At 71.5% G+C, this 14998-nt stretch carries 7 protein-coding genes and 3 pseudogenes; 4 read left to right on the plus strand and 6 right to left on the minus strand.

Going from position 1 to position 14998, the window contains the following annotated elements:
* The first annotated feature begins 100 nt into the window (after positions 1–100).
* The gene (locus tag AB0N07_RS09030; RefSeq protein WP_365833568.1) at positions 101–1516 is read left to right on the plus strand and encodes an NAD(P)/FAD-dependent oxidoreductase; all 1416 of its coding nucleotides are present in this window, start codon (positions 101–103) and stop codon (positions 1514–1516) included.
* A gap of 18 nt (positions 1517–1534) precedes the next feature.
* Here AB0N07_RS09030 and AB0N07_RS09035 read toward each other — a convergent pair whose 3' ends face one another.
* A complete protein-coding gene (locus tag AB0N07_RS09035; protein WP_365833569.1) occupies positions 1535–2236 on the minus strand; it encodes a type 1 glutamine amidotransferase in 702 nt (233 codons plus the stop codon).
* Positions 2233–2550 (minus strand): annotated as a pseudogene (locus tag AB0N07_RS09040) (aldehyde dehydrogenase family protein); the annotation flags it as partial. The gene AB0N07_RS09035 and the pseudogene AB0N07_RS09040, both read right to left, overlap by 4 nt.
* On the opposite strand from AB0N07_RS09040, the pseudogene AB0N07_RS09045 reads away from it, so the two are divergent.
* A pseudogene (locus AB0N07_RS09045) lies at positions 2542–3264 on the plus strand (glutamine synthetase); the annotation flags it as partial. The pseudogenes AB0N07_RS09040 and AB0N07_RS09045 overlap by 9 nt on opposite strands.
* A 16-nt stretch (positions 3265–3280) precedes the next feature.
* Positions 3281–4566: pseudogene (locus AB0N07_RS09050) on the plus strand (cytochrome P450).
* 4 nt (positions 4567–4570) lie between these two features.
* Here AB0N07_RS09050 and AB0N07_RS09055 read toward each other — a convergent pair.
* The 3 genes from AB0N07_RS09055 to AB0N07_RS09065 all read right to left on the minus strand — a co-directional run bounded on the left by AB0N07_RS09055 (position 4571) and on the right by AB0N07_RS09065 (position 9709).
* On the minus strand, positions 4571–6742 hold the full coding sequence (locus AB0N07_RS09055) for a GH92 family glycosyl hydrolase (protein WP_365833570.1): 2172 nt from the start codon (positions 6740–6742) through the stop codon (positions 4571–4573).
* A 161-nt stretch (positions 6743–6903) separates the two neighbouring features.
* On the minus strand, positions 6904–8352 hold the full coding sequence (locus AB0N07_RS09060; RefSeq protein WP_365833571.1) for an L-fucose/L-arabinose isomerase family protein: 1449 nt from the start codon (positions 8350–8352) through the stop codon (positions 6904–6906).
* A 58-nt stretch (positions 8353–8410) separates the two neighbouring features.
* Positions 8411–9709 carry an MFS transporter gene (locus tag AB0N07_RS09065; protein ID WP_365833572.1) on the minus strand — a complete coding sequence of 433 codons (1299 nt, stop codon included), beginning with the start codon at positions 9707–9709 and terminating at the stop codon, positions 8411–8413.
* A gap of 248 nt (positions 9710–9957) precedes the next feature.
* Here AB0N07_RS09065 and AB0N07_RS09070 point away from each other — a divergent pair, with 248 nt between their 5' ends.
* Complete coding sequence (locus AB0N07_RS09070) at positions 9958–13905, plus strand: glycosyl hydrolase (protein ID WP_365833573.1); 3948 nt, start codon at positions 9958–9960, stop codon at positions 13903–13905.
* Here AB0N07_RS09070 and AB0N07_RS09075 read toward each other — a convergent pair.
* The gene (locus AB0N07_RS09075) at positions 13888–14907 is read right to left on the minus strand and encodes a LacI family DNA-binding transcriptional regulator (RefSeq protein WP_365833574.1); all 1020 of its coding nucleotides are present in this window, start codon (positions 14905–14907) and stop codon (positions 13888–13890) included. The genes AB0N07_RS09070 and AB0N07_RS09075 overlap by 18 nt on opposite strands.
* Between the last annotated feature and the right edge of the window lie 91 nt (positions 14908–14998).

A 14998-nucleotide genomic window follows, 5' to 3' on the forward strand; every position in this document is an offset into this window, starting at 1 on the left:
ACGTGGAGGTGACGTCGTGTTGCGAGAGTTTCAATCGGCGCCCTACGGGGCGTCAAGAGGTATCGAACGATGTGCGACAGGTCGAACGGGAGGAGTCGGGATGAGTACGGCGACCGTCGTCGGTGCCGGGCCCAACGGTCTGGCCGCCGCCGTCGCCCTGGCCCGGGCCGGCCTGCGGGTCACGGTGCTGGAGGCGGCCGACACGATCGGCGGTGGCACCCGCTCGGGCGAGGCGATCGTGCCGGGACTGCTGCACGATTTCTGCTCCGCCATCCACCCCATGGCCGTCGGCTCGTCGTTCCTGAACTCGCTCGGCCTGGACCGCTACGGGCTGCGGTGGGCGTGGCCGGAGATCGACTGCGTGCATCCGCTCGACGGCGGCACGGCCGGGGTGCTGCACCGCTCGGTGACCGCGACCGCCGCCGGTCTCGGCGCCGACGGCCGGACCTGGCGGCGGCTGTTCGAGGGCCCGTCGGCCGCGTACGACACCTTCGGCGACGACATCATGGGCCCGCTGCTGCGCCTGCCCCGGCACCCGCTCCGCCTCGCCCGCTTCGGTGTTCCCGCGCTCGCCTCCGCCTCGCTGCTGGCGAAGGCGTTCAGGACCGAGGAGGCCAGGGGCCTGTGGGGCGGGGTCGCCGCGCACGCCTTCCACCCCCTGGAGCGGCCGCTGACCGCGAGCATCGGCCTGGGCATCGTCACCGCGGGCCACTGCTACGGCTGGGCCGTGGCCGAAGGGGGCTCGCGCCGCATCACCGACGCCATGGCGGCGCTGCTGCGCGAACTCGGCGGGACGATCGAGACCGGGGTACGTGTGCGGTCGGCTGCCCAACTCCCGGACGCGGACGTGACCTTGTGGGACGTGGCCCCCACCGCGCTGGCCGACATCCTCGGCGATCTGCTGCCGCCCCGGACCGCCCGCGCCTACCGGCGCTACCGCTACGGACCGGGCGCGTTCAAGGTCGACTTCGCGGTCGAGGGCGGAGTCCCCTGGCGCGCCGAGGCCGCACGGCGGGCAGGCACGGTGCACCTCGGCGGCACCTACGCCGAGATCGCGGCCGCGGAGCGGGACGTCCATGCCGGGCGGATGCCGCGGCGGCCGTTCGTCCTGGTCGGCCAGCAGTACCTGGCCGATCCGTCACGGTCGGCCGGGGACATCCACCCCGTCTGGTCGTACGCCCACGTCCCGAACGGCTACACCGGCGACGCCACCGCGGCGATCACCGCCCAGATCGAACGGTTCGCGCCCGGCTTCAGGGACCGCATCATCGGCACCGCGGTGCGCACCACGCCCGGCTTCGCCGAGTACAACCCCAACCACGTCGGCGGCAACATCATGACCGGCGCCACGGACATCCCCCAGCTCCTCCTCGGAACGCACCTCACCCTGCAGCCCTACGACACCGGAGTCCCCGGCCACTATCTGTGCTCCGCGGCCACCCCGCCCGGCGCGGGCGCCCACGGAATGTGCGGAGCCCACGCCGCGGCCCGAGCCCTGCGGCGGCTGCGCGCGTGACGCCGGGGCTGTGAGAGATCAGTGTCCGTACCGGGCCGCTCGTACCAGGGCGTCGAAGAGGCCCTGCTGCGCGGCGTCCTCGTGGGCGGTGTCCTCCGGGTGCCACTGAGCGGCCGTGAACCACCCGCGGGTGTCGGGGAGTTCGAGTCCCTCAACGGTGCCGTCCGCGGCGCGCGCGGTGACCGTGAGCCCCCTGCCGGGGCGGTCCACCCGCTGGTGGTGGTAGCAGGACGCCTCCACCTTCTGCGCGCTCGTGGCCTGCTCCAGGAGGGTGCCGGCCACGACCGCCACCGGGTGCACGACGTGCCGGTGCTCGCCTTCCGGGCCGCCCATGTCCTGGTGCAGGGTGCCGCCGAGGGCGACGTTGACGACCTGGAGGCCGCGGCAGATCGCCAGCAGGGGGAGGCCCAAGTGCAGGGTCGTACGGGCGAGTTCGAGGTCGAAGGTGTCCTGGAGGTCGTCGACGTCGTACACGGTGGAGCGGGTGTCGGTGGCGCCGTAGCGGTGCGGGGCCAGGTCGCCGCCCCCGGGCAGCAGGACGCCGTCGAAGGGTGCGAGCCGGGACGCGACCTCACAGTCCGCGGGGTGGATGCTCACCGGTTCGCCGCCCGCCCGCCACACCGCCTCGACCAGCGCGCGGGCGTTGACCTCGGCGGCGTACCGCAGGGCGGAGGTGGTGGCGGAGAAGCGCGCCGGGTTCGCTATCAAGGGGCGCGTCACAGCTGGATCCAGATCGTCTTGAGCTCGGTGTACTTCTCGATGGCGTGCACGGACTTGTCACGCCCATTGCCCGACTGCTTCATACCGCCGAAGGGCACGGTCAGGTCGCCCTCCTCGTAGCAGTTCACCCAGACCGTGCCGGCCTTCGGCGCCCGGGAGACCTTGTGGGCGGTGGACAGGTCGGAGGTCCACAGGCCGGCGGCGAGGCCGTACTCGGTGGCGTTGGCGAGTCGTACCGCCTCGTCCAGGTCGTCGAAGGTGAGGACGGACAGGACCGGGCCGAAGATCTCCTCGCGGGCAAGCCGCATGCCGGGGGTCAGGCCCTGTCGGCCGCCGACCGCGCCTTCCGCTTCAAGGCCGCCGTCAAGGAACTCGTCCGCAAGGAGGGCCGGCTCGCCACCTTCATGGCCAAGCCCTTCAACGACGCCGGCGGCTCCGGCTTCCACCTCCACCTGTCCTGCGAGGACGAGCGGGGCCACAACGCCTTCGATGACCCGGCGGGCGCCCACGGCCTCTCGGTCACCGCCCGCCATGCCCTCGCCGGCATCCTCGCCCACGCCCCGGCCCTCGCCGCCCTGGCCGACCCGACCATCAACTCCTACAAACGCTTCGGCCCGGACACCCTTGCGCCCTGGTTGATCGACTGGGGCCTCGACAACCGCAGCGCCATGGTCCGCATCCCGCCCGAGCGCGGCCCGGGCGCCCGCCTGGAACTGCGGCTCGGCGACGCGAGCGCCAACCCGTACCTGCTGCTGGCCGGCACGATCGCCGCCGCACTGCTCGGCGTCCGGGCGGCGGAGGAGCCGCCCGCCCCGCTGGAGGGCTACGGCTACGACACCGCACGCGCGTCCGTGCTGCCGACGAGCCTGTCCGCCGCCCTCGACGCGCTGGAGGCGGACACCGCCCTGGCCGAGGTGCTCGGCAAGGACTTCACCACCTCATACCTCAGCTACAAGCGCAACGAGGTCGAACGCTTCGGGCGGCACGTCACCGACTGGGAGTTCACCGAATACGCCTACCACCTGTGACGTCCGGGAGCCACCGATGACCGAGACCCTGACCACCGCAGTCGACGAACCGATGCCGCTCGCGGACGTCGACCTCGCCGACCTCGACAACTTCACCGACGGGGTGACGCCCTGGCGGATGTTCCACACCCTGCGCCACCAGGACCCGGTGCACTGGCAGCCGGAGGAGGCGCCCAACTCCGGTTTCTGGGCGGTCACCCGGCACGCGGACATCGCCCGCGTCGACCGCGACGCTCAGACCTTCACCTCGACCAGGTTCGTCAACCTGGAGGAGGTCGACGACGACCAGATCAAGAAGCGGGCCTCCATCCTGGAGATGGACGGTGTGCGGCACCGCGCGCTGCGCAGTGTGATCCAGCGCCAGTTCGGCGCGAGCGTGATCAACGGTTATACCGACTTCCTGCGCGGCCTGACCGCCACCACGCCGGACGCGGCCCTGGCGCAGGGCAGCTTCGACTTCGTCGCCGACGTCTCCGCCGACTTCCCATCAACGTCCTCGCCCGGCTCCTCGACGTGCCGCCGCAGGACAACCAGAAGCTCATCGACTGGGGCAACCGGATCATCGGCAACACCGACCCCGACTACGCGGACGTGCTGCTGCACAGCGCCGAGAGCGAGAAGTACCGCGACCTGCCCTTCCGCTCACCCGCCTCGCTCGAAGTCTTCGACTACGGCCGAGAGCTGGCCCGGCGGCGGCGCGGCGGCCACGGCACCGACCTGGTCTCACGACTCGTCAACACCACACCCCGTGACGGAATCCGCTCTCCGCCCAGGACTTCGACAACTACTTCCTGCTGCTGGTGGTGGCCGGCAACGAGACCACCCACCCGGCACACCATCACCCACTCGATGCTGGCCCTGCTGCAGCACCCGGAGCAGCTCGCCCGCCTGCAGCAGGACCCGTCCCTGATCCCGGTGGCCGTCGAGGAGTTCCTGCGCTGGGCGTCCCCCGTCTACCACTTCCGCCGCACCGCGACCAGGGACGTGGAACTGGGCGGCAAGCAGGTCAAGGAGGGCGACAAGGTCGTCATGTGGTTCGCCTCCGGCAACCGTGACGAGGAGGTCTTCGGCAACCCGTACGACTTCGACGTCACCCGGCAGCACAACGACCACGTCACCTTCGGCAAGGGCAGCCCCCATCTGTGCCTGGGCAACCTGCTCGCCCGCACCGAGATCCGCATCATGTTCGAGGAACTGATCCCCCGACTTGCGGACATCCGGCTGACCGGCGCCGTGCCGCGCGTACGGTCCAACTTCGTCAACGGCATCAAGAAGCTGCCCGTCGAGGTGACCCTGGCCTGAGAGATCAGGACGTCATCCCGTAGTGGAGCACACCGCCCGAGGTCAGCACCCCTTCCGGAAGGAAGGGGCCGTTGACGGGGAGCCCGTTCAGCCTCAGTGACCGTACGTGGGTGTTCGTTGCCGAGGCGTCCGGGGCGAGGAGGGAGAGGGCGACCCCGTTGCCGCGGTGCACCGTCGCGGCCGGGAACAGCGGCCCCGCCAGGGCGAGTTGGGCGCTCCCCGGGACCTGGGGGTACATGCCCAGACAGGCCCAGACCGCCCACGACGACATCTCGCCCAGGTCGTCGTTGCCGACGAGACCGTCGGGCCGGTCGGTGAAGAGAGTGGTGAGGGCCCGCCGCACGATGTCCTCCGTGCGGTCGGGGCGGCCCGCGTAGTCGTACGCCCAGGGGATGTTGAAGGACGGCTCGTTGCCGAGATAGGCGAACGGCTTGTCCGCACCCGCGTTGAGCTGGGTGAAGAAGGTGTCGAGACGGGCGGTGGCCGCGGCGGTGCCGCCCATGGCGGTGAACAGACCGGGCAGGTCGTGCGGCACCAGCCAGGTGTACTGCGCGGCGTTGCCCTCGACGTACTCCCCGTGCTGGGTGGGGGAGAAGGACGGCCAGCTCCCGTCGGCGTTGCGGGGCTGGATGTAGCCGCTGACCGGGTTGAACAGATTGCGCCAGTTGCCGGCGGCCCGGGCGAGGACCGCCTGGGTCTTCGTGTCGCCCAGGCGTCCGGCCAGGTGGGCCAGCGCGGCGTCGGAGATCGCGTACTCCAGTGTGGTGGCCGCACTGCCCCAGACGCCCTTGGTGCCGGCCGGGATGTAGCCCAGGGTGTCGTACTGCTGGTGCCCCGGCCGCTGCCGGTCGTCCTGCCGGCCCGCCACGGCCGCGCGCAGCAGCCCTCGGGCGTCGAAGTCGGTGCCGCCGAAGGCGTGGATCGAGGCGGCCATGGCCGGCAGCGGGTCGCCGACCATGACGCGGGTGCCGCCGTTGGCCACCGTCCAGCGGTCGAAATACCCCGCCTGGTGGCCTTGGTTGAGGATCGACTGGGCGACGTCGGACGCCTCGTGCGGCGCGATCAGAGCCAGCAGCTGGCCCTGGGAACGGTAGACGTCCCAGCCGGAGAAGTCCGCGTACTGCACATGCCCGCGCCGGGTGCGGTGGACTTTGCCGTCCATGCCCCGGTAGCGGCCGTCGGTGTCGCTGAAGGCGCTGGGGTGCAGCAGCGCGTGATACAGCGCGGTGTAGAACACCCGGCGCTGGGTCTCGGTGCCGCCGCGCACGGCGATCCTGCCCAGCCACTCGTTCCATCGGTCACGGGCGGCGCGGTGCAGTTGGTCGTAGGAGCGGTTGCCCTGCTCAGCCGCGACATTGCGGCGGGCGGCGGCGACGTCCACGAAGGACACACCGACCCGCGCAGTCACCGTGCGGGTGCCGGGGGCGAAGGAGACGTACGCCCCGGAGGTTTTCCCGTCCAGGGGCTCGGTGTGTGCGAAGGGACGGTCGAAGACGACATGGAAGTAGAGCCGGTAGCGGTTCGAGGAGTGGCAGAAGCCGCCGCTGTCGGTGTAGCCGGACAGGGTGCGCGACCCGATGCTGATCTTCCCGGTGGCCTGGTTGAAGGCCCGTCCCGCGTCCACCGTCAGCCCGGCGGGCCGCGCGTCGCCGGCCGGATAGGTGAAGCGCGCGATGCCGGAGCGCTGGGTGACGGAGATCTGCGTACGGATGCCGTTGTCGAACCGGACCCCGTAACTGCCCGGCGACGCCTCCTCGTTGGTGTGGGAGAAGGTGGCGTGGCGCGCGGCGGGATCCGGGTCCGGGCGGCCGGTGAGCGGCATGAACGGCACATTGCCGTAGTCGCTGCAGCCCGCGCCGGAGATATGCGTGAGGCTGAAACCCCGGATCCGGTTGTCCTTGTACGCGTACCCGCCGTGCTGGCGGGTGACCGTGTCGGGGCTCCACTGGATCCCGCCCAACGCCGCCGTGGCGCCGGGGAAGGTGTTCCCGGCCCCGCCGCCGTGTCCGAAGTCGGTGCCTCCCGGAGCGGTGCCGACGAACGGGTTGACGTAGCCGGCGGGATCGTCCGTGGCGCGTGCGGGCTCGGCCGTGGCGGGGGCGGCGGACGCCGCCGGGAGCGGCGAGGCCAGCAGCACGGCCGAGGTCAGGGCAGCCGCGACAGGGTGCAGGCGCAAGAAGCTCTCCTCGAGACGGTGGAACGTCGCGGTGGCGAACGACGACGGACCCACCTTCCCGGCCTAATGGCGTGGTTGCGCGACGCCTTGCCGGGGAACGCCCGCGGATCAGGCTCACGGCGCAATGCACCGGAGTGAACGGGGGCGCGCGGGAGGGGAGCTCACACCTCCCGGTGGTCGATGCCCAGCAGGCTCGCCGCGGCCCGGAAATCGGCGCTGTGCCTGCCGACGGCGAGGGACCAGTGGTGGCCGACGCCGGTGGCGCTCCAGGCGTCGACCCATTCGCCGGGGTCCCGGCCGAAGTCGACACGGCTGGTGGTGTTGCCGATCTCCAGCAGGGGACCGGGCACGACGGTGCCCTCGGAGGTGACGAACGACAGACTGCCGTCGGCGTCCTGGCCGAGGCCCAGGAGGGTGACCGGGCCGTGCCGGACGTCGAACTCCACGCTGACTCCCCAGCCGCGCTTGCCGTGGTAGACGCCAAGACCGCGCAGCAACGGGTCACGGGCGCTGACTGCCAGGTGTGCGGGCCCGTCGTGGCCCATCTCCACCACACCGTCCTCGAAGTCGAGGGCCTGGATCTCGGTGAAGGAGCCCCCGGCGCCGACGCTCTGCGACACCAACTGGGCGACACTGGTGCGCAGTTCGTACTCGCCGGCCGCCGGCACGCCACGGGCGGTGAGCAGGGAGGCGCCCAGGATCATGCCCGCGCCGAGCCGCTCGTGCAGTTCACCGTCGAGACCGCGGTGGTAGTAGGCGAGCGTGTCCAGGCCGAAGTCCTCGACCAGCCGGTCCAGGGCCACGGACACCTTCGCACCCCACACGAAGTCCTCGTCCGCCACGCTGTCGTCGAGGGTGAAGACCTGGCGGGCCAGCGCCATGCGGTCGCGGGTCTCCGCCTCGCTCACCCGCTCCACCCGGTGCCGCAGGTCGTCGAACTCCAGTACCTCCACGTGCGAGCCGAAGGTCGCAGGAAGCAGCGTCAGATCGGTCGACACGTCCAGCATGCCGGGATACAGATGCCCCATCAGACCGTGCCGGGCGTGCCGCAGCGCCGCGCGGACACGGGCCGCGCGGATCCACTGCTCGATGCGCCGCCAGGCGGACTCCTGGCGCAGCCAGCCCGACACCGACCGGAAGGGGATGCCGGCCCGGCGCAGGACATTGCCGACCTCGGGCACCGAGCACTGCGCGCAGTACGCCAGCCAGGCACCCGTGTCGAAGGTGGCGTGGTCCATCTGCTCGGACGGCTGGAGGTCGACGACCAGTACGGGGGTGTGCGAGCGCCGGGCGATCGGCAGCACCATCGACGAGGTCAGATACGTCGTCAGGAACAGCACGATGAGGTCGCAGTCGGCCCGGCGCAGCTCCTCGGCGGCGACCGCTCCCTCCTGCGCGTCGGAGATGAAACCGACGTCCGTGACCTCCGCGTCCAGCTGCCCGAGCCGCTCGGCCACGTACGCGGCCGACTCCTTCAACTGCGGCAGCAGACCGGGAAACTGGGGCCAGTAGGTGCCGAGCCCGCCCGATACCAGGCCGATCCGGGTGCGGCGTCGGTGCACCGGCGGCAGCAACTCCTGCAGGGACATGGAGTGTTCGGCGGTTGTCATGGCTTGGGACAGCTCCTTCGCAGGTCCACGGTCGGGTTCAGGGGTGCCCGGGCCACTGCTACGCCCGCGCCACGCCCAGATCCGCCGGAGCGGCAGCGGCGCCGGGGGAGCGTTGGATGAGGACACGGACGATGTACACGCCCGCGACCGCTGAGGCCGCCATGCAGGCGGTGATCGACCAGAGCAGCACGGAGGCGCTGTACTCCATCAGGGCGGGCGTCACGAAGGCGACGCCCGCGAACACTCCCCGCGACACGGCGTAGGTGAGGCCCTGGGTGGTACCGCGGGTGTCCGGCGGCAGCGTGAGCTGCGACCACACCTTGTAGCTGGCTTCCCCCGCGAAGGGGTTGGAGATCTGGTAGAGCACGAAGAAGACGAGCATGCCGACCAGCGCGCCCGCGGTGAGGGAGGCGATGCAGAAGGCCACGATCTGCACGACCGTGAATACGTAGAACAGCTTGTCGCGCCAGGGAGTGTCGGCGAGCCGGACGAAGACGAAGGTCAGCACCAGCGCGATCGGGAGGAAGGCCAGGTTGATCCCGGTGGCCAGGCTCTGCGAGGCGCCGCTGACCGTGACCAGCAGATACGTGCCGAACTGGCCGAAGGTGTTGGCGCCGATGCCCCAGGTGACGTAGTAGGCGAAGGTCGCGGCCATCGGCAGCAGCGCGGCACGGTTCCACACGTTCTTCAGCTCGATGCCGCGCGGGGCGGCCAGTGCGGCCGCCTCCTGGGCCAGCTCCGTGTCCGACGGCTCGTCGGCCAGGTCGAGCCGGGAGCGCAACTGCCAGGTGACCAGCGCGGCGACGGCCAGATGACCGGTGATGATCCGCGCCCCGGTCATGCCCGTGTCCGACAGCAGATAGCCGAGGAAGATGACGACGACGATGCCCGCCACCCACATGACCTGCGTGAAGGACACCAGGCGTGCCCGGCCGTGGGCGGGGGCGGCGTCCGAGACCACGGCCAGCGAGGTCGGCAGATCGGCACCGGCCGCAAGCCCCGCCACGAGCACGCCGACGAAGAGCACGATGTCGTTCGGCGCGAGCGTGATGACGACCGCGCCCAGCGCGAAGCAGAAGATGTCCCAGTTGTAGACGCGGCGGCGCCCGAACATGTCGGCCAGCCGCCCGCCGACCAGGGAGCCGACCGCGATGCAGCCGGTGACGATCGCGCTGATCGCGCCCGCCATCCACACGCCCATGTCGTAACTGTCGCGGTAGATGGCCAGGTTGACGGCGATGCTGACGATGAGTGCGGCGTCGAGGTAGGAGGCCATGCCCGACAGGGCCGCCACCTTCCACAACCGCCGGGGGATGGGTTGTTCCGAGCGTTCGGGAGCGGTCGGGGTTCGGACCATGATGCGACTCCGTCGTCTGGGGATGGGCCGAGCGGAGAGGGACGGCGCGGCTCTGAGGCCGAGTGCAGTGAATATAGGGTCGGAAAAACGTTCCAACAACCCCTCATGCGCCCATTTGCAGGAAGACGCGTCGGCATGCTTCCCGCGTCCGGGATCCGGTGCGAACATTCCAGGTTGTCGGCGACCAGACCCATGTAAAACGTTTTGAACCGCGAGGGTGCCCAGCCGTTCTCGGAAGGACCGTGTCCGTGATCTCCTCCGCGCTGCAGCAGCTGTTCGACGACCCGCCCAGGGACTTCGGCCCCACTCCGCTGTGGTGGTGGTCGGGTGCGAAAGTCACCCGCGAGCGCCTCGCCTGGCAGCTGCGCAGGTTCGCGGAGGGCGGCGTCCACAACCTCGTGGTGATCAACCTGGCGCCGGCCGGCCCGAGCTTCGGCGCCCGCGCCGACGAACCTCCGTGGTTCGGCGATGAGTGGTGGGCACGCTTCGCCGACGCCTGCGAGATCGCCCGGGACCTGGGCATGCGCCTGTGGTTCTACGACCAGATCGGGTTCTCGGGCGCCAATGTGCAGGGCGGAGTGACCCGCCCGCATCCCGAGGCGGCCGGCCTCTCCCTGCGCTGCCGGACGGCGACCGTCTCCAACGGCGCCGTCCCGCTGAGGAGTTCGGAGACCCTCGTGGGCGCGTACTCCCCGGAGGGCCGGCGCCTTCCCGTCACCGGGACCGCCGGCATCCCGGCCGCCGACGGCAGCCGGGTGCAGCTCGTCACCGCCGTCCCCACGGCCTTCGACTACCTGGACCCCGGCGCCGTCCGCCTGCTCCTGGACGCCGTGCACCACGAGTACGACCGCCGTGTCCCCGAGTACCTGGGCAATGTCATCGCCGGAAGCTTCCAGGACGAACTGCCCGGCACCAACGCCTGGAGCCGCCGCTTCCCCGAGGAGTTCCTCGCCCGTCGCGACTACGACCTGCTCGACCGTCTCCCGGCCCTCTTCCACGACACCCCCGACGCCGCCCGGGCCTCGAAGGTCCGCGCCGACTACTACGCGGTCCGCGCCGAACTCACCGAAGAGGCCCTGTTCAAACCCCTGGCCGCCTGGCACGACGCACGCGGCATGCTCCTCGGCTGCGACCAGAGCCACCCCGCCCGCTCCGGCTTCCCGGCCCAGTCCACACAGATCTACTCGGACTACTTCCGCACCCACCGCTGGTACGGCGCCGCGGGCAGCGACCACCACGGCGACTCCAAGATCCACTCCTCCATGGCGCACCTCTACGGCCACGAGCGGGTCTGGATCGAGGCCTTCCACTCCTCCGGCTGGGGCGGCACCCTCGAGGACACCTACGACTGGCTCCTGCCGTTCCTGCGCAGCGGCGCCAACCTGTACAACCCGCATGCCAGTTACTTCGGCACCGCGGGCGGATGGTTCGAGTGGGCGCCGCCGTCCACCGACTGGCGACAGCCCTACTGGCCGCAGTACCCGGCCTTCTCCCGTGCCGTCGCCCGCCTCTGCTCGATCCTGTCCTGGGGCACCTACAGCGCCGACGTCGCGGTCCTGCACCCCACCACCACCATGCAGTCCCTCATCCCGCTCGACGCCCCGGTCCAGCACTTCGGCGACGGCCGCCTCGGCGACAGCCACTCCGAGGTCGACGAGACCCAGCGCCACTACCTCGACCTGTGCGGCACCAACAACTGGCTGCGGCCCCACATCGGCGCCCTCGACCGGCACGGCGTCTCCTACGACGTCATCGACGACGCCTCGGCGCAGCGGGCCACGCCCGCCGACGGCGCCCTGCGGGTCGGGGACCTGGCGTACACCGCGGTGCTGCTGCCCTCGGCGAGCGTCCTGGAACAGGACACGGCACGGCGGCTGACCCAACTGCTCGATGCCGGTGGACGGGTGGTGGCCGTTGGCCGCGCGCCGACGGCTGCGGCGGGCCTGGCCGGCGACGACGCCGTCGTAGCGGCGCTGTGCGCTCATCCCAGGCTGGAGCGGGCGAGCGACGCCGAGGCAGGCGCCGCGGCCGTGGCTGAGCCGGCGGGGTACGCGACCAGCGACGTGCCCCTGCTCGTGCGGCGGCAGGGAGCGGAAGCGGTCGCCCTGGTGACGGGGGCCTTCCCCGACGCCCGCGCGCATCCGCCCGAGGGCAACCACGACGTCGACCCCGCCCGCTACGCCCCCACCAGGTCCCTCACCGTGCGCGCCCCGGTCGCCGAGGCCGAGGTCTGGAACCCGGCGAGCGGTGCCCGGCGCCCCGCGCGCGTCACCGTCGCCGACGGCATCTCGACCATCGAGGTGCCGTTGGAAGGCGCCCCCGCCGTCCTCGTCGTATGGCGGGAAGGCACCCCGGTGACCCCGGCGCCCGCACCACCGCCCGAGCCGGCCCGGACCATCGACGTGTCCGGCGGCTGGGAGGGCCGTCTGGCGCCGACCATGGACAACACATGGGGCGACCTTGCGCTGCCCGCCGGGTCGTCCGTCGAGGAACCGCAGATCTGGACCATGGAGTGGACCGAGAGCGGCGCCCCCGACGCACGCTGGGAGCAGACCCGGGCGACGTACGGCAACCGGGCACGGGTGCTGCCGCCGGTGCCGGCCGCGAAGGCCCCCGACCCGCTCGGCCAGACGTCCGTCGCACGAGTCCTGGCCGGAGAGCAGCCCCTTGTGCCCTGGGACGAGAGCTGGACCGTGGCACTCTTCTCGTCGAGCCGCGGGATCCCGGACCCGGACGGGCTGCTGGGCAACAAGGGGCTGGTGACCGAGGAGTTCGTACGGGTCACGGTGCCAGGCCTCGGAACAGTCGCCCGGGTCCGTTCGATCGTCGAGACCGACCACCGCGGACCTGCTGATCTGCACGTCGGCGCGGCAGCGGCCAAGCGGGTGTGGTGGAACGGCGAGAGGCTGCCCACTGGCCGCGGATACCTGGCGTCCGCCCGGGTCGAGGTCGACCGGCCCCGCAACGTCCTGGAGTACGAACTGTCCGACGCCGAGGACCGCCCCTCGATGATCTCGGCCACGGCCCGAGCGCCGTTGGGCAGTTACTTCTGTCTGTCTCCTCCGGACGGGTTCGCGACGCGGCCGCAGTTCATGTGTCTGCCGGACGGCGGCGTCACCTACCGGGGGCGTCTGCGTCTCTCCGACGGCGGGGAGCGCGCGGTGCTCGTGGTGGGCGCCGCGGCGGGAGTCACCGTGCTGCTCGACGGCGCGGTCGTGGCGCGGCAGGAGAAGGTCGAGTACTACGAGTCCGACTGGGGCGCCGTGCCGATGTTCTTCCGCCACGAACTGGCCCTCTCGGCGGGGGACCACGTGCTCGACGTCGTGGCCGACAGCGCCCGCGCACGCGATGCCGTGTTCGTCGACCTCGTGGCGGGAGCAGGGGTGACCGCGCTGGTCAGCGGGGCCGGCTGGGAGGCCGAGACGGGGGAGTGGCGTGGGCGTACGGTCGAACACGAGGGCAGATGGGGGGAATTGCAGCACTGCCACGCCGCCGTACGACCGCATCCGTTGCCCGACACGGAGTGGCTGACCGGCGGACCGGCGCTCGGCACGGCCGTGCTGTCAGTGCGGTCAACCGACGAAGTCCGCCCCCGTGCACAGCGTTTCCGCTTCACCGTGCCTCCGGGCACGGTGTCGCTCAGGCTGCCGCTGGCACTGCCCGCACGAGTGAGGGCCGCGGACGGCGCGGAACACTCACTCGACGGACAGCTACTGACCCTGACTCAACCTGCTTCAGGATCAGCGGAGTTCGAGGTCATCACCGAACCGACCGCCGTGCTGCGAGGTGGCTCCGCCTGGTGCGGGCCGGTGCGCGTGCGAACCGTGGCGGCGCCCCTGCCCCTCGGGGACTGGCGGTCGCTGGGTCTTGGCGGCTGGAGCGGCGGTGTGACCTACTCGCGCGAGGTGGAGGTGCCCGGCGGGCCGGACCCGGTGCTCGACCTGGGGCGGGTGCGGGGGAGTGTCGCGGTTCTTCTCGACGGGGAGCCGGTCGGCGAGGCGTTCTGCGCGCCGTACCGCTTCGAGTTGCGCGGTGCCGCCGGGCGCACCGTACGAATCGACGTGACTGTCCACAACACCCTGGCCCCGTATCTCGCCGAAGCCACCCCCACCGCCTGGGCCTTCCCCTCCCAGTTGACGTCCGGGCTGATGGGGCCGGTGACGCTGCGGATCCCGGAGTCAGCCGCCGGTGAGTGAACGGGTGGAGTCCCGCAGGACCAGTCCGGGCGCGAACACCCTTGCCTCGTGGGCGTGTTCGGCGCGGGCCTCCACCTCGTCGAGGAGCATCTCCACGGCGGCCCGGCCGAGATCCTCGACGGGCTGCCGGACCGTCGTCAGGGTCGTCCCCACGAAGCTCGCGATGTCGAGGTCGCCGTACCCCACCACCTGCACGTCCTCGGGAACCTTCACACCCCGCTCGGCCAGGCCCCGGCACAGTCCGGCGGCGAGGAAGTCGTTGGTGCAGAACACCCCGTCGGGCAGCTCGTCCAGCCCCTGGGCGATCTCCGTGCCGTACGCCACCGTCATCTCCTCGGCGATCACCTGGCCCAGCCGTGCCTCACGCCGGGTGCGTACGGCCTGCCGGGCGCCCTGGTAGCGGTCGGCGCACTGCCGTATCGACCGTTCCCCGTTCACGACGAGGATGTCGCGCGCCCCGCACTCCAGGAGGTGCTGCACGGCGATACGGCCGCCGGCGATGTCGTCGACGGAGACTGAACAGCCGTCCTGAGCGGGCATCGCACGGTCCGCCAGCACGAGCGGGATGCCCCGTTCGCGCAGCCGTGTGAGCCGGGTGGGGTCGGCGCTGAGCGGGACGACCACGGCGCCGACGGCCCGCTGTTCGACGAGCATGGTGAAGTAGCCCTGCTCGCGCTGCGGGGCGTCCCCGCTGTGGCAGAGGACCAGGGAGTAGCCGTGGTCGTAGGCGGCGTCGGCGGCGCCCCGTGCGATGCGTGCGTAGAAGGAGTTGGTCACGTCGGGCAGGACCAGGCCGATCGAGGACGTGTGGCCCGTGCGCAGTCCCGCGGCGCCCGGATGGGGCACGTAGTCCAGCGCCGCGACCGCGTCGCGGACCCGCTCGGCCGTGGCCGCGTTCACGCGCTCCGGGCGGTTCAGCACGTTGGACACCGTCGACACCGACACTCCGGCGGCGGCTGCGACGTCCTGGATCCGGGCGGGGCGAACCGGAATGGCGTCCACCCCCCTCGCTGTGACAGCCGTGCGACCAGGCACGACGTGGTCCTCATGGGCGTCGCAAGTCTACCCCGACGGGGGGTAAAACGTTTTTCAG

Source organism: Streptomyces sp. NPDC051172 (genome assembly GCF_040682555.1).
Taxonomy (GTDB): Bacteria; Actinomycetota; Actinomycetes; order Streptomycetales; family Streptomycetaceae; genus Streptomyces.

Excerpts from the sequence above, each read along its gene's own strand:
- AB0N07_RS09065 (WP_365833572.1), bottom strand. The coding sequence starts at position 9,709 with ATGGTCCGAACCCCGACCGCTCCCGAACGCTCGGAACAACCCATCCCC.
- AB0N07_RS09030 (WP_365833568.1), top strand. The coding sequence starts at position 101 with ATGAGTACGGCGACCGTCGTCGGTGCCGGGCCCAACGGTCTGGCCGCC.
- AB0N07_RS09060 (WP_365833571.1), bottom strand. The coding sequence starts at position 8,352 with ATGACAACCGCCGAACACTCCATGTCCCTGCAGGAGTTGCTGCCGCCG.